14 protein-coding genes are annotated in these 18,277 nt (G+C 50.3%); 11 read left to right on the top strand and 3 right to left on the bottom strand.

What is annotated here, in order from left to right; all coding sequences use genetic code 11:
- On the bottom strand, positions 1-1,032 hold the full coding sequence (locus tag GOM71_RS01205) for a LacI family DNA-binding transcriptional regulator (protein ID WP_156277610.1): 1,032 nt from the start codon (positions 1,030-1,032) through the stop codon (positions 1-3).
- Positions 1,033-1,505: 473 nt separating this feature from the next.
- Between GOM71_RS01205 and GOM71_RS01200 the strand changes: the two genes are divergently transcribed.
- The 4 genes from GOM71_RS01200 (at position 1,506) to GOM71_RS01185 (ending at position 6,781) form a co-directional block, all read left to right on the top strand.
- Complete coding sequence (locus tag GOM71_RS01200) at positions 1,506-2,822, top strand: sugar ABC transporter substrate-binding protein (protein WP_156277608.1); 1,317 nt, start codon at positions 1,506-1,508, stop codon at positions 2,820-2,822.
- Between the two features lie 110 nt (positions 2,823-2,932).
- Positions 2,933-4,246 carry a carbohydrate ABC transporter permease gene (locus GOM71_RS01195; protein WP_156277606.1) on the top strand — a complete coding sequence of 438 codons (1,314 nt, stop codon included), beginning with the start codon at positions 2,933-2,935 and terminating at the stop codon, positions 4,244-4,246.
- Positions 4,243-5,076: a sugar ABC transporter permease gene (locus tag GOM71_RS01190; protein WP_156277604.1), complete on the top strand. Its 834-nt coding sequence runs from the start codon at positions 4,243-4,245 to the stop codon at positions 5,074-5,076. Before GOM71_RS01195 ends, GOM71_RS01190 begins: the two co-directional genes overlap by 4 nt.
- Before the next feature lie 4 nt (positions 5,077-5,080).
- Complete coding sequence (locus GOM71_RS01185) at positions 5,081-6,781, top strand: alpha-amylase family glycosyl hydrolase (protein WP_156277602.1); 1,701 nt, start codon at positions 5,081-5,083, stop codon at positions 6,779-6,781.
- A 482-nt stretch (positions 6,782-7,263) separates the two neighbouring features.
- On the opposite strand, the gene GOM71_RS01180 is transcribed toward GOM71_RS01185, so the two are convergent.
- Together GOM71_RS01180 and trxB are read right to left on the bottom strand one after the other, a co-directional pair.
- The gene (locus tag GOM71_RS01180; RefSeq protein ID WP_156277600.1) at positions 7,264-9,015 is read right to left on the bottom strand and encodes an alpha-glycosidase; all 1,752 of its coding nucleotides are present in this window, start codon (positions 9,013-9,015) and stop codon (positions 7,264-7,266) included.
- A 216-nt stretch (positions 9,016-9,231) separates the two neighbouring features.
- A complete protein-coding gene (trxB, locus tag GOM71_RS01175; RefSeq protein WP_156277598.1) occupies positions 9,232-10,161 on the bottom strand; it encodes a thioredoxin-disulfide reductase in 930 nt (309 codons plus the stop codon).
- A gap of 216 nt (positions 10,162-10,377) precedes the next feature.
- Here trxB and GOM71_RS01170 point away from each other — a divergent pair, with 216 nt between their 5' ends.
- The 7 genes from GOM71_RS01170 (at position 10,378) to GOM71_RS01140 (ending at position 18,070) form a co-directional block, all read left to right on the top strand.
- Positions 10,378-11,052 (top strand): response regulator transcription factor, encoded by a 675-nt coding sequence (locus GOM71_RS01170; protein ID WP_156277596.1) that lies wholly within the window; start codon positions 10,378-10,380, stop codon positions 11,050-11,052.
- On the top strand, positions 11,049-12,431 hold the full coding sequence (locus GOM71_RS01165; RefSeq protein ID WP_156277594.1) for a sensor histidine kinase: 1,383 nt from the start codon (positions 11,049-11,051) through the stop codon (positions 12,429-12,431). The genes GOM71_RS01170 and GOM71_RS01165 overlap by 4 nt, the downstream gene beginning before the upstream one ends.
- 111 nt (positions 12,432-12,542) lie before the next feature.
- Positions 12,543-13,424: a UTP--glucose-1-phosphate uridylyltransferase GalU gene (gene galU, locus GOM71_RS01160; protein ID WP_156277592.1), complete on the top strand. Its 882-nt coding sequence runs from the start codon at positions 12,543-12,545 to the stop codon at positions 13,422-13,424.
- Between the two features lie 508 nt (positions 13,425-13,932).
- Complete coding sequence (locus tag GOM71_RS01155) at positions 13,933-14,676, top strand: collagen-like protein (protein ID WP_173275035.1); 744 nt, start codon at positions 13,933-13,935, stop codon at positions 14,674-14,676.
- 146 nt (positions 14,677-14,822) lie between these two features.
- A complete protein-coding gene (locus tag GOM71_RS01150) occupies positions 14,823-15,338 on the top strand; it encodes a DinB family protein (protein ID WP_156277590.1) in 516 nt (171 codons plus the stop codon).
- A gap of 169 nt (positions 15,339-15,507) precedes the next feature.
- The gene (locus tag GOM71_RS24795) at positions 15,508-16,758 is read left to right on the top strand and encodes an FxLYD domain-containing protein (RefSeq protein ID WP_156277588.1); all 1,251 of its coding nucleotides are present in this window, start codon (positions 15,508-15,510) and stop codon (positions 16,756-16,758) included.
- A 166-nt stretch (positions 16,759-16,924) separates the two neighbouring features.
- Positions 16,925-18,070, top strand: coding sequence for a S1C family serine protease (locus GOM71_RS01140; protein WP_156277586.1), 1,146 nt, complete (start codon positions 16,925-16,927; stop codon positions 18,068-18,070).
- Positions 18,071-18,277 lie beyond the last annotated feature (207 nt).

The following is an 18,277-nucleotide window of genomic DNA, read 5'->3' as shown; positions in this document are numbered from 1 at the left end:
TCAGCTCCTTTTGGATGCAAGATTAATGGATGATTCACGCACGATTAAACGATGCGGGATAATGAGATGGGTTTGATGAACCGGTTCCTCATTAATGCGGCGCACCAGCAATTGCGATGCGGCGTAGCCAAGCTGGTACGTGCCGATATCGACAGAACTGATAGGCGGCGTAGCAAGCTCGGACAACGCAATATTATTGAAGCTTACGATGCAAAGATCGTCGGGAACCGAGTAGCCGATTTCTGAAAGGCCGCGCATAACGCCGAACGCGACGACATCGTCAATCGCGACAAGCGCAGTCGGGCGCTCCGGATGTCCCATAGTCAGAGACATAGCCCGATAGCCGCTTTGCTGCAAAAATTCGCCGTCGACAATCCATTCGGAACGGCACTGCAGCCCGGCTTCCGCCATCGCGTTGCGATAACCGCTCATCCGGTCGCGAGATACGTTTAAGTTTTGCGGCCCGCTAACAAAGCCGATTCGAGTATGTCCTTGTGCAATGAGATGCTGGGTTGCGTCGAAAGCCGCCTGAACGTTATCATTGTCTACCGATAAAATATTATCATGCGGTTCATCCGTTCGGCCGATCAGCACGCTTGGAAACTTTTGCTCATTCAAATAGCTGATCAACGGATCGTTGATGCGCGATGAAAGCAGCATTACGCCGTCAACCCGCCGTCCAAACACGAGTCGTGAAATCGTTTCGATCTCGTCATGCTCGCTTGTAGCTGCAGTGAGCAGCATATCGTAACCGGCGCGGCTGGAATGAGTCAGAATGCCTCGTAACAGCTCTCCGAAGAAGAAATCCTGGAAAAGTTCCTCGGCTGGCCGCGGCAGCATAATGGCAAGCGTATTCGTTGTTTTAGAAACAAGGCTTTTGGCCATAATATTCGGATGGTAGCCCATTTCTTCCATAATGCGCTTTACTTTTATAGAGGTTTCTTTGCTAATCCGCGGATGATTCGATACCACTCTGGACACCGTTGAAGGGGATACGCCCGCAGCTTTCGCAATGTCTTTTATCGTTACCATGAAGATAGCCCCCATCTCAAATGCAATCGTTTGAACACTATTGTTTAATCGTAATGCATGCGCTATATAAAGTAAATATATATCTTCCGAAAGCGTTTCACAAATGATGAAAAACTGGGATAAACGAAGAATAACGTAGCAAACTGAAGATATCTACGAAATAGTCGGAAATTACGACCTGTGCAAACGTTTTTACAAATGCAGAACGCTGTTGTATGATGAACTCACGAAAAGAACGCTTTCACTGCGATTTCCTTCGACGAGAACGGGAAAAATACGTAAATAACTCGTTTCTCTGGCACAAACTCATGATTTTTGTTCAAACGTTTGCATATAAATCGTTTCATGAAAACAAAGCAAACTAAACAAACGAGAACCATGATAATGAGCCAATGTTCGCAGGAAAAGAAAATGCAAGCGCTCTTGTTCACAACAAAGTATTCATTACGAAGATGGAAGGGGATCTTGTACACATGAAAAAATGGATGGTTATTTCAACAATTGTGTCATTATTCATCGTTTCTGCTTGCGGAGGGAACACGAACAACGGCGGCAACAACGGCGGCAACAACGGCGGCGCTGCAACGAATGCGCCAGCGGCTACGGACGCAGCTTCGGAAGCTCCGGCGGCTTCGGAAGACATTACTCCTGAAGAAGGCGCAACGCTTGTCGTATGGGATTCCAAAAACGAACGCGGCTTTATCGACGGAATTGCAAAGGAATTTACAGAGAAATATGGCATTCCGGTAAAAGTTGAAGACGTTGAATCCCCTGACCAAGTTGGCAAATTGCTGACTGACGGTCCTGCAGGCATCGGCGCTGACGTTGTAACATTCCCGCATGACAGCCTTGGTAAAGCGGTTGCTGCCGGTATCTTGCTTCCGAATGACTTCTATGCGGATACGACAAAAGCAGACAACGCTGAAGCGGCAGTTAATGCTGTAACTTCCGGAGACGTACTGTACGGATACCCTCGTTCGGTTGAAACATACGGTTTGTTCTACAACAAAGACCTTGTGAAAACACCTCCAACATCGTTTGAGGAGATCATTGAATTCTCCAAAACGTTCAACGATGCTGGCAGCAACAAATACGCTCTAATGTGGGAATTGGGCAACTTCTACTTCAACTATCCGTTCATCGCGACAACTGGCGGTTACGTGTTCGGCGATAACGGTACGAACCCTGCTGATATCGGCCTGAACAATGACGGCGCGGTAGAAGGCGTGAAGGTTTACCAATCCTTGAAAAACATTTTGCCAATTGAATCCGGCGACGCTACGGCTGACATTATCCAAGGAAAATTCGCTGATAAATCGCTGGCAATGACAATTACAGGACCATGGAAAGTCGGCGACTTCAAAAACCTGGGCATCAACTTCGGCGTAGTTCCAGTTCCAACAATCGGCGGCAAAGCGGCTGTATCGTTCTCCGGCGTTAAAGCCTGGTACGTAAATTCGTTCTCGAAATATCCGAATGCTGCACGCTTGTTCGCTCACTATGTTTCGTCGAAAGAGAGCCAATTGAAATCATTCCAGTACAATGGCGCGATTCCTGCAAACAAAGAAGCGATGGAAGATCCAATCTTCAAAGCTGACGAAATTTCCAGCGGCTTCGCAGCACAATTCGTTAACTCGCAAGCAATGCCTTCCATCCCTGAAATGGGCGGCGTATGGGATCCAATCGGCGCTGCATTCTCGGATGTGTGGAACGCAGGCAAAGATCCTAAAGCAGCTCTTGACAATGCCGTACAACAAATCAAAGACGCTAGCCAAGGCGCTGCACAGTAATAGCTTCAACTGCCATGGCAACACTTTAACTAACAATCATGCTAAACAAATGGCTCGCCCGCCGAAGCTGCTTCGGCGGGTGACCGCCATGGAAGGGGGCCGCTTAGGTTATGAACCGTCATCGCTATACCGCCGGAGTATTGTCGGGCGTAATTATGGGGCTGGGACAGCTGTATAATCGGCAATATGTAAAAGGAATTATTCTGATAATCATAAAAGCGGCAGCCATTATTTTTCTGGCGCCGACGCTGCCTCGCGCTTTTTGGGGCATTTGGACCTTAGGTGAGAAGCTGCACGGCTTTAAAGTCGTCAACAAAATATCTGTACGCGTTGAGGGCGATAACTCGATTACATTGCTCATCAACGGTTTGCTTATTATGTTTGTCTTAGCTATCTTTATCGTAATTTGGATTATGAATATTCGCGATGCGTATCGTACGGGAAGCATACGGGACAATGGAGAAACGCCAGCGACGTTCGAAAAGACGGTTAGTTATTTGCTGGATCGCAAATTCCCGCATATGCTTATGATTGTACCGGCTATGGGTGTTCTGTTTCTTACGGTTATGCCGATTGTGTTCATGGTGCTTCTCTCGTTTACGAACTACTCCTCGCCTCATCATATTCCGCCGGGAAAATTGGTGGATTGGGTCGGTTTTCAAACGTTTATTGACTTGTTGACGAAAAAAACGTGGAGCGGCACGTTTTACGGCGTATTTCTATGGACGGTCGTATGGGCAGTTCTAGCGACACTGACCTGTTACTTCGGCGGTCTTCTCGTTGCTCTGCTTATTGAACAAAAGGGCGTTCGTTTCAAAAAGCTGTGGCGGACAATTTTCATTTTGCCTTATGCGATTCCGCAATTGATTTCGCTGCTCGTTATGCGCAATCTGTTCAACGGGCAATTCGGACCGATTAATACGTACTTGACTACTTTCGGTTTCGGCAAGGTGCCTTGGCTTACGGATCCGTTTATGGCGAAGGTGACTGCAATTCTGGTCAATATGTGGGTCGGTATTCCGGTTTCCATGGTACTGCTTCTTGGCGTTCTTACAGCGATTCCTAAAGATCTGTACGAAGCGGCTGATGTTGACGGGGCTTCCGCATTCCAAAAATTCAAAATCGTTACGCTGCCATTCGTTATGTTTGCGACAGCTCCGATTTTGATTACACAGTTTGCCGGCAACTTCAATAACTTCAACCTGATTTTCCTTCTGACGGGCGGCTTGCCTGCAAACGGCGATTATCTGTATGCCGGAAGCACAGATTTGCTTGTTACCTGGTTGTTTAAGCTGACGCTTACGAACAGCCAATACAATATGGCTTCTGCGATCGGCATCATTATTTTCATCGTTATTGCAACGTTCTCCATTTACAACTACCGTCGCACAAAATCGTTCAAAGAGGAGGACATGATCCAATGATTGGTCGCAAAGCAGGTTTGACGCTTAGTTATATCCTTCTGATCGTAATTGCGATCTGCTGTATTTATCCTTCGCTTTGGGTAGTGTTCTCGTCATTCCGTCCGGGTACGGCATTGTTCAGCGAAACGATGATTCCCGCAACTTGGACTTTGACGCACTACAAAGAGCTGTTTAATTCCGATACGTTTATGTTCGGCACTTGGTACTGGAATACGGTGAAAATCGCGTTCCTGTCGATGATTTTCTCCACCTTGCTGTCAACGCTTTGCATGTACGCATTGTCGCGTTTCCGGTTCAAAGGACGTCAAACGGTCCTGTCGACATTGCTGATTCTAGGCATGTTCCCAGGCTTTATGAGCTTGATTCCAGTGTATATCCTGCTTATGCAATTGAAATTGCTCAATACGCATTTAGCAATTGTAATGGTTTACGCTGCAGGCGCGGTCCTGTTCAACGGTTTCGTTATTAAAGGCTTCTTCGATACGATTCCGCGCAGCCTTGACGAGTCGGCTCGTATTGACGGCGCGAACCATTTGCAAATTTTTTATCGCATTATGCTTCCGCTTGCCCGTCCGATTCTCGTATACGTTGCGTTGACGACGTTTACCGGAGCATGGGTCGACTTCATTTTCGCAAGACTTGTGCTCACGTCGCGTGACAAATGGACGCTTGCGGTCGGCATGTACGATCTCGTTAACTCGTTCCAAAACTCGAACTTTACGATGTTCGCAGCCGGCGCCGTTCTCATTGCCGTGCCGATCACGCTGCTGTTCGTCTTCTTGCAAAAGTTTCTCGTGCACGGACTCACGTCCGGCGCATCGAAAGGATGATGGTATGAAGCTTTTATCCAACACTACTCATACCGGGAAAGGGCTGCGGCTTGCCGCAGCTCTTTTGCTAACTGCGGGATTAATCGTGGCTGCTGGCTGCTCATCTGCGTCGAATGGACATGGCGCGGGAGAAAACGAGGCGGCTTCTCCAGCAGTTGCAGCAAGCGCGGCTCCCGATTCCGGCGCTGGCGCAGGTACGCAAGCGGTTCAAGTGGATGAGCAGCCGGGCACTGTTTATTATGAAATTTTCGTGCGATCTTTCTATGATACGAACGGCGACGGCATTGGCGATCTGAATGGCGTGACGGCCAAACTGGATTATTTGAAAGAGCTGGGGATTGGCGGAATCTGGCTGATGCCGATCAATCCGGCGGCAAGCTATCATGGTTATGATGTAACCGACTATTATGACATCAATCCGGATTATGGGACGAAGGAAGATTTTAAACGGCTGATGGAAGAAGCGCATAAACGCGACATTAGAATCGTGATGGATTTAGTCGTTAACCATACGAGCAGCGAGCATCCATGGTTTAAGGAAGCGCTAGCCGATCCGAACAGTACATATCGCAGCTGGTACCGGTTCGCAGCTGCCAGCGAGAAAATGAAGGGGGACGGCGCAACGGGAAGCGCGCCGTGGCATAAGTCTGGCGACTCGCAGTATTTGGGCGTATTCTGGGGCGGTATGCCGGATTTGAATTTTGATGAGCCGGCCGTACGAGAAGAAATGGTGAAGATCGGGAACTATTGGCTGGATTTTGGTCTTGACGGTTTCAGGCTCGACGCCGCCAAGCATATTTATGGCGATTATGCTTCGACGATCAATACGCCTGAGATTTGGGCGGCCAATAAGAAATGGTGGCAAGAGTTCCGCAGCGGCTTGCTGCAAAAGAAGCCCGATGTTTTTCTGATCGGCGAAGTGTGGGATTCGACGTCGGTCATCGCGCCATATTTCGATCAGGCGCTGGATTCGGCGTTCAATTTCGACTTGATGGATAAACTGATCGGAGCGGCGGAAGGCGAGCGCAATCCGGATATCGCCTTCACGCTTCAGCGGATGTACACCGCTTACGAAAAGACGTCCGGAGGGAAGTTTACGGATGCTCCTTTCTTGAACAATCATGATAAAAACCGCGTCATGACCCGCCTCGGCGGCAATGTCGATCATGCACGCATGGCGGCCTCGCTGCTGCTGACGATGCCTGGAAATCCGTTCCTTTATTACGGTGAGGAGATCGGCATGAAAGGCGCCAAGCCGGATGAATTCATCCGCGAGCCGATGATATGGTACGCAGACGCGAAAGGCGGAGAAGGCCAGACGACATGGGAGCCTTTGAAGCATAACAGCGGCGCATCGGCGACGGTATCGGTAGAGGCGCAGCTTGGCGACGAGAAGTCGCTGTTCTCGCATTACCGTATGCTGCTGAAATGGCGCAGCGAAGAACCGGCGCTTCGCGACGGCGGCATCGCCGATTATCCGCTCGCGGACGCGCCAACTGCGGTCAGCCTCTATGTGCGGCTGACAAGCAAAGAGCGTGTGCTCGTCGCCCATAACTTATCGGGCGAATCGCAAACGTTCGAGCTCGCGCCGACGAATGACAGCTTCGGCGCGTTTGAAACGGTAAGCCGCGCAAGCGAAAGCGCGGCTAAGCTGGAGGGCGGCAAGCTGACATTGCCGCCGTACAGCACGGCGATCTTGAAGTAGCGCGGCATTGCGGCGCGACTAAGGTGCCGCAGCGCTTTATGCCCTGTGGCGCTTTTTTTTTGCGTTTGTAAGGCTCTAAGTGCATATTCATTCCTGCAATTGTACAACCTGCACATTTGCAATTTTCCGAATGAAAAGTTACCTGTCGAGGGCTAAAGCGGGTGGCGTGGGCATCAAACGGAGCAGTCGAATGATTCTGGAGAAGCGGAGCGTTCGCTTTTGTGAGTGGATTCCTACTTCTTACTAGTTTAAATCAGGGAATCCGCGAACAATGGCGATCGGAGGAACATTTGATTGCGCAGTGAGTGTCTTGCGACAGGCGGTTGGGAGTCATGTGTTCCATAACTATTATGAAAAAGATCGCGGCATTCATCGCTGCTCAAGCGATCGAAGTAGGGGAAACTGGGCTGAAAAGAAGAGGCTGTCCCAAAGTCATTTAATGACTTTGGGACAGCCTGCGTTTTGCAATAATCTATATCATACTAGGCTTTCAAACGCCAAATTTGATAGCCGTAAGCCGGCAGTTTGAACGTCAGCTCTCCAGCTTTGTCCGCTTTCAGCTCCAGCGACTCGTCGAGCAGCGACACCCATGCGCCGTCCGCTTTGACTGTGGCCGAAGCGTCTTTTCCGCGTGCGTTCAGCGCGATCAGGATGCGCTCTTCACCATCGCGGCGCTCATAGACGAGCGTACCGCTGTCTTTAGCGCCCGCATGCAGGAAGCGAATATCGGAGCTGCGCAGCGCTCCATGCTTATGCCTCAGTGCGATAACTTGCTGGTAGAACTGAAGCAGCGAAACGTTTTGCTCTTCCGGCTCCCATACCATGCACTTGCGGCAATCAGGATCGCCTTCGCCGTTAATTCCGACTTCGTCGCCGTAGTAGATGCACGGAACGCCAGGGTAGGTCAGCTGGAACAGAGCAGCCAGCTTCATTGCCTCGACGTTGTCTCCGCATACGGTAAGCAGACGCGGTGTGTCGTGGCTGTCGAGCAGGTTGAATGCCGTCTCGGTTACTTGCTGCGGATATGCCGCGAGCTGCGCGCTGATCGCATCGGCGAATTCAGTCGTTTCAAGCGTTTGATGGCCGAAGAAATCGAGTACGGCATTGGTGAACGGGTAGTTCATGACCGCATCGAATTGGTCGCCTTGCAGCCAAGCAATGGAATCATGCCAAATTTCACCCAAGATATAGGCTTCCGGATTGACGTCCTTCACGGTTTTGCGGAATTCACGCCAAAACTGGTGGTCAACCTCGTTGGCAACGTCCAGCCTCCAGCCGTCTATGCCGATTTCCTCAATCCAGTAGCGGGCTACTTTAAATAGATACTCTTTGACTTCAGGATGCTCGGTATTGAGCTTCGGCATCATCGGTTCAAATGCAAACGTCTCGTAGGTTGGAATACGGTCGATGACCTGCAGCGGCCACTCCCGCACATGGAACCAGTCTGCGTAGCTCGAATACTGCCCTTTCTCCAGCGCATCGACGAATGGAGGGAAGGTGCGGCCGGCATGGTTGAAAACAGCGTCCAGCAGGACGCGGATGCCGCGCGCATGGCAAAGCTCGACGAGCTCCTTCATTTTTTCGTTTGTACCGAAATGGCGGTCAATCTTGAGGTAATCCTCTGTATCGTACTTATGATTCGTCGTGGCTTCAAATACCGGAGTAAAGTATACGGCATTGATGCCGAGCTCAGCTATATGGTCGAGATGATCGATGACGCCTTGCAGGTCGCCGCCGAAAAAGTTTTTAGGCGTCGGTTCGCCGCCCCACTCTTCCGTATTCTCAGGATTGATCGAAGGGTCGCCGTTTGCGAACCGTTCAGGGAAAATTTGATAGAAAACAGCGTCTTTCACCCATGCAGGCGGCGTAAACACATCAATTGGATTGATGTACGGAAAATCAAAGAAGCTGTTCGAGTTGTCCGGCAGCTCTTTCGCAAAGCCGCGGTCTGTCAGTACAATCGTTTCTTTTCCGCTCGTCAAGCGGAAGGCGTAGCGAAGACGGCGGAACGGCGGCACATAGGCGATTTCCCAATAATCGAACAAAGCGTCCGATGACAAAAGCGCCATCGGGATCGTTTCCATCGTATGCTCCCAAGCATACTTATCGCCGACAACGGCTTCAACCAGCTCGACATCATTTTTTTTCGTGCGAATCCGGATATGCAGCGTGTTTCCGTCGTACGCGTAAGCCCAGTTTTGTTTCGGGCGATGGTAAATAGCTTCCAGTAACATGTGTGTTCCAGCTCCAATCGTTTGGTAGATTATGGGCAAAGACAAAAAAGGTACAACCACGTTTTAAACGAGGTTGTACCTTTTTCATAGCGGATGGTGAAGCATCCATATGTGCGGTAACATTGCCTTTGTATTGTAACTCTCAACAAAGCAAATTATACAACTTTTTGTGAGAATGCACTACCCTTTTTGCAACAAAATTTAAGAGGCAGTTTCTTAGCCATGGGTGAGGGCTTCCAGGTAACGCTCGCAATCAAGCGCCGCCATGCAGCCGCTTCCCGCAGCCGTGATGGCTTGGCGGTATTTATTGTCCTGTACGTCGCCGCAAGCGAATACGCCAGGAATGTTCGTCTCGGATGTGCCCGGTTTTACGATAATGTAGCCTTGCTCATCGGTATCAATCTGACCGCCAAGGAAGCCGGTATTCGGCGTATGACCGATGGCGATAAATACGCCGTCCGATTGCACGAGCTCTTCTTCGCCGGTTGCGTTGTTGCGTACTTTCAAGCCTTGAAGCCCTTGCTCGCCGGCAACGACTTCAAGCGGCGTGCGGTTCAAATTCCAATTGATTTTCTCATTGTCGCGTGCACGGTCCTGCATGATTTTGGAAGCTCGCAGCTCGTCGCGGCGGTTAACGACTGTAACCTCCGATGCGAAACGAGTCAGGAACACCGCTTCTTCCATTGCGGAGTCGCCGCCGCCGACAATAATGAGCTTCTTGCCGCGGAAGAAAAAGCCGTCGCATGTCGCGCAAGTGCTGACGCCGCGTCCGATATTGTCTTGCTCGCCTGGGATGCCGAGATATTTGGCGGATGCGCCGGTCGAAATAATAACAGACTCCGCTTTCAGTTCGCCAATTCCTTCAACGTCGAGCGTATACGGGCGTTCGCTGAAATCAACGCTTTTAACCGAGCCGGTGCGGAAGGCAGCGCCGAAGCGCTGCGCTTGCTTGCGCATGTTCGACATCAGCTCGCTGCCAAGAATGCCGTCGGGAAAGCCTGGGAAATTTTCAATTTCCGTCGTTGTCGTCAACTGGCCGCCCGGCTGCCAGCCTTCGATGACCAGTGGCTCCATATTAGCGCGCGCAAGATAAATCGCTGCTGTCAAACCGGCAGGGCCGGTACCGATAATAATTGTTTTATGCATTGAATATCCCTCCATTACATCAGGATCATTACGTTTTTCGTAGTTTAAAATTATTGTAATCTAGAAAAAAAGTCAACAATGTTCATCTTAATTTCATGTAGCTATATTATTGTACAAATAACGACTGTCATTAAGATGACCGGTCTCGTCTAAGCAATAGTTATTGTCGCCTATTAATGTGGCGATCATGAATGCCGAAAATGGGGGAGCAGCCGGATGGCGAAATTGTTAGTGGTCGACGACGATCCGAATATAAGGGAGCTCGTCGTGTTGTTTTTGCGCAGGGAGGGCTTTGAGGTTGTAGAAGCGAAGGACGGCGAGGATGCGCTTGCCAGGCTGGAGGAGTACAAGCTGGATTTGGCCGTCATCGACGTCATGATGCCGCGCATGGACGGCTGGGCGTTATGCGCCGCATTGCGCGAATCGTTCGACATGCCGATTTTGATGCTGACGGCGAAGGGCGAGACGGCGCAGAAGGTCAAGGGCTTCGAGCTTGGAGCCGACGATTATGTGGTCAAGCCGTTTGATCCGCCGGAGCTTGTCGCCAGAGTTAAAGCGCTGCTGAAACGGTACAAAATCGCCTCCTCGCATACGGTCGAATTTGGCAGCGTCGTGATGAACCGGAAGGAATATTATGCGCTCGTGAACGGCGCCGAGGTTATGCTTCCTCCGAAGGAGTTCGAGCTGCTGTTCAAGTTGGGGAGTTATCCCGGAAAAACCTTTTCCCGCGAGCAGCTGATCGAGCAGCTGTGGGGAATGGATTACGAGGGCGATGAACGGACGGTCGATGTGCATATCAAACGGCTGCGCGAGCGTTTTCCCGAGGAATTGCACGGATTTCGGATTGTGACGATTCGCGGACTAGGCTACAGGCTGGAGGAAAACGCATGATTCGAAGCTTGTATGTACGCATTGCGATTACTTTTCTGCTAATCGTTCTCGTTAGTATGGGCGTCGCGTATACGACGGCAAACTTGCTTTTTAAGCATGATATGAGAGGCCGGTTCGGCAATGCGATGAACCATTCGCTCACGCGGATTGAACAGCTGTATGCGGTGTCAACGCCAAGGTCGCTGCCGTTGTTTTTAGAGCAAGTATCCAATTTGCAGGGGATGACGATTGTCGCGGTTGGACAAGACGGCTATGTAATCAAGGTGGGAAAAAACAGCGCTGCGTTAGTTGATCATCTCACGAGGGAGACGCTCATAAATGTATTCTCGGGCAGAACGGAGCGCGTTTCGATCAGCGACGAAGAAGACGGCGATTCGCAGCCTGCGCCTCAGGCGATCGGCAGAATCGTACAGTTCGACTATTCCCAATGGGCCGTGTTTATTGTCCCTGATCGAGTGCCCGAGGTGCGCAGCTTTCAGCGCAATACGTATACGATATTGGCTACGCTGCTAGTCGTCGGCTGCATTCTTATCCTCGTCGCTGCGCGCTATTTAGTGAAGCCGCTTAAAATGATGACGGCCGCTACGACGCGAATGGCGAAGGGCGATTTTGCGGTGCAACTGCCGGTGCAACGCAATGATGAGCTCGGCGAGCTGGCGGACAGCATCAATCGGATGGCGGCCGGTTTGTCGCAGCTGGAGACGATGCGGCAAGATTTTGTCTCCAACGTTTCGCACGAAATCCAGTCGCCGCTAACGTCTATCGGCGGTTTCGCCGAGGCTTTGCGCAGCGAGGCGCTGACAGAGGCGGAAAGGGAACGTTATGTCGGCATTATCAAGCAGGAGAGCAGCAGGCTGTCCCGTTTGAGCGAAAACTTGCTTAAGCTGGCATCGCTGGATTCGCAGCAGCATCCTTATCAGCCGGTAACGTTCCGGCTTGATCGGCAATTGAGGGACATTGTGCTTTCCTGCGAGCCGCACTGGATGGCCAAGCGGCTTACCGTCGAGCTTCTTATGGAAGAAACGGTCATTACGGCGGATGAGGACCAATTGAGCCAGGTATGGATCAATTTGCTGACCAACAGCATTAAGTTTACGCCGGAAGACGGCAATATCTCGTTTCAATTAAGCGAAGAGGACGGCTTTGCCGTTGTGCGGCTGACCGATTCAGGAAACGGCATTGCTCCCGAGGAGAGAGAACGCGTATTTGAACGGTTTTACAAAGTAGACGCATCGCGTGAAAGATCGATTGGGGGAAGCGGCCTCGGGCTGTCCATCGTACGCAAGATCGTTGACATTCATCAGGGCTCCATTGAAATAGAAGGGGAGCGCAGTACAGTCTTTGTTATTCGTTTGCCGCTTGCTTCGGCTAGTCGCTAGCTGGCCGTTCAATTTACGAAACCCGACACGAACCGCCTTTTCTCGCTATGGCTAAAAATTGGAAATAGGGTTATGATGAAAAGGTGTTTTATTTTTTGGGATAGGGAGCGGATGCGGTTGAAACAGAGAGTACGCAAGGCAATAATACCTGCGGGAGGTCTCGGGACAAGGTTCCTGCCGGCAACCAAAGCTCAACCGAAAGAAATGCTTCCAATCATAGATAAACCGGCGATCCAATATATAGTTGAAGAAGCGGTGCAATCGGGCATTGACAGCATCGTCATAGTTAGCGGCCGGCATAAGCGGGCAATCGAGGATCACTTTGACAAGTCGGTCGAGCTGGAAGCGGAGCTGGAGGAACGGGGCAACGAGCAAATGCTGGCTGTCGTCCGTGAAATCTCTAAGCTTGCGGACATCTACTACGTCCGGCAAAAAGAGCCGCTTGGTCTCGGTCACGCTGTCTTGTGCGCGAGAAGATTTATCGGCGACGAGCCGTTTGCCGTTCTGTTAGGCGACGATATTTTGAAGTCGGAGCCGCCTTGCTTGAAGCAAATGATCGACGTTTATGAACGTCGTCAGTCGTCGGTCGTAGCGGTGATGGAGGTGCCATGGGATCAGACGCATAAGTATGGCATCGTTGATTTCGAACCAGGAAACAAGGATGGACAGCTGCGCGATCTGATTGAGAAGCCGATGCCGGGACAGGCGCCTTCGAATTGGGCGGTTGTCGGACGCTATGTGCTTGATTCGGCTATTTTTGATCTGCTGGAGCGGGCGGAGCCCGGCAAAGCCGGAGAAATTCAGTTGACCGACAGTCTGCAACGATTGAATCGGGTGTCGCCGCTGATCGGCCATCGCTTCACCGGCAAACGCCATGACGTTGGCGACAAGCTGGGCTTCGTGCAGGCGACAATCGACTTTGCGCTGGAGCGCGAGGATTTGTCAGACGATGTGAAGCGCTATTTGCTGGAGCGGCTTGCGCAGCATACCTAGCACCCAGTTGATATATTTGTGTTTCTTTCGTTGAGGGGACTGTAAGGTACATTTGTACTTTACAGTCCCCTCAACTATTTATATTGCTAGCTCTAAGGTTCAAACGTACCTTAGAGCTAGCTTGGCAGCTGGTGTGCGAGTCGGTAACCTCCATCTAACGTACAAAAGTACCTTACAGTCGGTTGCAGCCGCATGTGTGTGGCTAGCTAAGGTACAAATGTACGTTGAATGAGCGCGATCACTGCGCAAAGGCAAGGCTCTTTACGTAAAGAGACATAAAAAAAGCCCCATGAGGGGCTGTCAAAAAAAATGAGTTGTCTGAAATTAGTATATGAGAGTTTCATATATTTTGATTAGGTAGATTGATAGGGATATGGTCTATTATCTCTCGTCATTAGCCGCTTTTTCTTAAAATAGATAGTAGTCTAGTAAAATCTAGGTCAGTATCTTGTTCAAAGAAAAGGAGTGAAGCGTAGTATAAGACAAATCCCTTGGAGGTGTTAAATAATTGAGTTGTCTGGTAAATAAAAAGAAAAAACATTGCTTTAAGAAAAAAGTCGTTGTTTGCAAACCTAAAAAAAGGAAAAAAATTGTTATTAACAAAAAAATTGTTAAAGTATCCTGCCCAGCCCCTGTTGTAAACGTTACTCCTGTTCCCGGCCCTCAAGGCGCGCAAGGTTTGCAAGGTCCTGCCGGCCCTCAAGGCGCACAAGGTGCACAGGGCGCGCAAGGCGCGCAAGGCGCACAGGGTGCACAAGGCGCACAAGGCCCTCAAGGCCCGCAAGGCCCTGCAGGCGGAATCTCCGATTTTGCGTTTTTGTGCAGCACGGAGGCACAAAACGTAGCAGCTGCGCTGGTACCAGGCGGGCAAGGCGGAGCCGTAACATTTAACAACTCCGTTATTAGCTCTTCTTCCATTACCTTTACTCCTCCAACGGATATCATCATCAATGATACTGCGTTTTATCATATTACTTGGGAAGTTTTCCCTACACCAGGCAACTCTGCATACGGCTTATTTTATGATCCGGACGGCGCAGGTCCTGCTCCTGCAACACTTGTGCTATGCAGCAATTACGGTTCTAACGCAGGCAATAACCCTTACCCTGGGCAAGTAATAACTTCCTTGTCGGCAGGCGGGGTATTGACCTTGCACCGGATCGATAACATGGGTAACCAAGTGCTGCAAAATGCAATCGGCGGAGGAACTCCGACCGTTAGCGCTTCTCTCGTCATTACAAAATTGTCCTAAGAAAAATAATATAACGAAAGAGGCACATTACGTTTGTGCCTCTTTTTTGCATGTTGAGGAGGACGGGGGAGAGGGGGACATGCTATAATTTGCTAAACATTCGTATCGCAGACATCGATGAAAATTTATGGCAGGGGGAGAAAAGCATGATCGGACGGCCGCAAACAGAGGAGTATAATGTTTATTATTCCACGTATGTGAGTATGGTTCCTGAAGGAGATATTGCGCAAATTTTGCGCGAGCAGCTGGAGGAGACGACTGCAGCGCTAAGCGCGATTTCCGAAGAACGGGGCGATTATCGGTATGCGCCTGGAAAGTGGAGCATCAAGCAGGTGATCGGCCATCTCGCCGACAACGAACGGATTATGAGCTATCGCATGCTTCGGATCGCGCGCGGCGATCAAACACCGCTCCCAGGATACGATCAGAATGCCTACATGGCAACCGTAGATTTTGCAGAGAACAGCTTGCGTGAGCTGATTGAAGATTTTGCTGCTGCCCGCAAATCGACACTGTCCCTCATTGCGTTGCTTCCTGGCGACGGCTGGGTGCGCACAGGCTCCGCCAATAACAGTCCGCTGTCGGCTCGTGCGCTTGCTTACATAATCGCCGGCCATGCGACGCATCATTTGAACGGGATCAAAACGAACTATTTGAAATAGATGAATGAAGCGGCGGTTTGGAGCTATGCATTAGCGGCTTTCAACCGCTTTTTTAATTATTCCATTCTTTTCTAGCAATTCTATCAATTTAAAATGGAGATCATTTACTTTTTCTAGTAGAATAGGGAGATAGATTAAGAGAGATGACGGCAACGGGAGTTGAAATGGAGTGTACTGCCAGCATTGCGAAAGAAAGCATGAACCTGATGCGCGTTATTGCAGCCTTTGCGGCAGAAGATTGCCGGGGAATCCGGAGGGGCAAGAGACGGCGCCGATTGAGGATCAAGCTAGCCGGGAATGGCATAGCGGATTGAAGCAGACTGGAGCTGCGATCGCGTCTAACAAAGAAAGCAAGAGGAGTAAGCCTGCGAGCGGCAAGACGTTAATTGCGGGACTTCTTCCTGCCTTTATTTTCGTCGTGACGGCTGCGGCTGTTGTTTCCTATTATTTATATGAAGTGAAAGTAAACAGGCAAGTCGAGTCATGGCATTCGGAGGCGGCGAAGGATGCGATAGCAGGCAAATACGATCAGTCCTTAATGCTGCTGGAGGATGCAGTTAGACTGCGTCCGAAAAATGACGCGGTGCTCGTTGATTTGAAGCTCGTTCAAGAAGCGTCATCGTTCCAGCGAACGGTTGATGCGATAGGCAAGTTAATGAACCGCGACAGTTGGACGAATGCCGAACCGCTGCTTGAACAGCTGAAGCAAAACTTGCGAGGCAGGGAGGAACAGTCGTTTACGGTTATTCGTGAACAAGCGGCTGACTTGTCGATGCGGTTGACGGTTTTTCAAATCAAGTCGGAGTTGGAGCAGCTGCAGTCGGTAGAGGCGCTGATTGCGAAGCTGAATCTTGTTAAAGGCTTATCCAGCAATGAAGCGTTGGAGCTCAAGCGAAAGATTGAGGAGAGAATTGAGGAAGTATGCGCTGAGCAAGCCGAGGAGCTGGTGGACAAGAAAAGCTTCTCCGACGCTTTGGCAGTTGTGCAGCAAGGGATAGAGAATACGACAGAGCGTGAAAAGCTGAAAGAGCTGTACGACCGCATCCTGGCGGATAAGCTGAAGTTCGAGCAAGAGGAGCAGCAGCGGATTGAGAATGCGATGCAGAAAGCGGCCGAGGAGGATTTGATTAACAAGACGGCTGCGGTGGAGCTGCTGCATATCGAAACAGAGCTTGATGAAAATGGCAGCTTGCATATTAACGGACAGTTGAAAAATGCGGCGACTAGGCCGATCTATTCCGTGACGATTGAATACACCGTCCATGACAGTGAAGGCAAGCCGATTGAATCGGGCACGGCGAAAGCAACCCCGGATTTTATCGAGGCGGGCGAAAATTTTAATTTTTCCGCTATAGTGACGGGCATCGAGGACCCGCAGGTTAAAGTGGTCGTGGACCACGCGACATGGTATTTGGATTAGCAGCTTACGAAGTAAGTTTTGCTGCGCAAAACTAGGCATATGCTTGCGAAGTAAGTTTTGCTGCGCAAAACTAGGTAAATGCTTGCGAAGTAAGTTTTGCTGCGCAAAACTAGGTAAATGCTTGCGAAGTAAGTTTTGCTGCGCAAAACTTTTAGGAGACGATAGGATGAAAAGGGGTACAAGGATCAGCGTGGCAGTGTCGGCGCTAATTGTGATCGTCGGCATTGCAGCGGCAGCGGCCATACGCACGGAAGTGCCAACGCAGCTTGCCGGCGAGCCGCTGCTTGCGGCTGCTCAGCAGCATGGTGCGGGCGGAGCGCCCAAGTCGCTTAAGGACGTTATCTATGAGACGCAAAAGCTGGTTGTGATGATTGAGACGGAGGACGGCACGCAAGGCTCGGGCTTTTTATATAACGATAAAGGCGATTTGATTACGAACGCGCATGTTGTTTCCGGCGTGAAGAAGGTTACGATCAAGACGGCGGACGCGCGCGAGCTTGAAGGGGAAGTTATCGGCATCAGCTCGGATATTGATGTTGCGGTAGTACGAGTTGCAGAGCTGGCAGGCATGGAGCCGCTGGTGCTCGTTGAGGCTGACAAGTCCGAGGTTGGCGATGATGTAATTGCGGTCGGCAGTCCGCTCGGCTTTCAGAATACAGTAACGACCGGCATTATTAGCGGTGTTGGCCGAAGCTTTGAAATTGAGCCGTATACGTACGATGACTTGTACCAAATTTCAGCTCCGATTGCGCCTGGAAACAGCGGAGGACCGCTTGTCAGCAAAGAGACGGGAGCGGTGCTTGGCATTAATTCGGCAGGCATCGAGGAAACGACGATCGGGTTCAGCATACCGATAGTAAACGTGCTCAAGCTAGTAGAGGACTGGTCGGCTCATCCGATGGCGGAACTGCCGGAGCTTTCGTATACGGACAATAACGGAATTGTGCAGCAGGACGCTTCGATCAATGAATTAGCCGACTATCTGGTCACTCACTTTTACGACAGCTTAAACAACAGGGACTATGTCTATGCCTATTCGCTCATAGGCGGCAACTGGAAGACGGGCACAAGCTATGAGGAGTTCAGGGAAGGCTACATGGGCACTCGCAACGTGGTGATCGATAACATGCATGTAACGGCGAAAAGCGATAAAGAAGCTGTCGTTACAGCCGTTATCTCCGTAGATGAAAGAGTCGACGGCGCATATAAGTTAAGTAAATATCAGGTGACATACGAAGTTGGGTATGAGAATGATCAGCTAAAGCTTATTATCGGCAAAGGTAAAGCCATTTTGAATGACAAAGCGAAGTGATGCCGGTGTAAAAAAAAGTGCAGCGTGGTTCGCGTACGCTCCGTTAAGAAGGAGGCGGGTTGGCGAATCCAACTGCACTTTTTTTTCTGTGAAAAGAATAACGCACGTATGAAGGATCTCGTCTTTCTAAAGGGAGGGGATTCAGAAAAATGGCAATAGGATACCCGGGAAACGAATTTATCGATTCCATGTTTAGCTTACACTATT

It is taken from the genome of Paenibacillus sp. NEAU-GSW1 (genome assembly GCF_009737085.1).
Classification (GTDB): Bacteria; Bacillota; Bacilli; order Paenibacillales; family Paenibacillaceae; genus Pristimantibacillus.
This window is presented reverse-complemented; position numbering and strand designations above follow the sequence as displayed.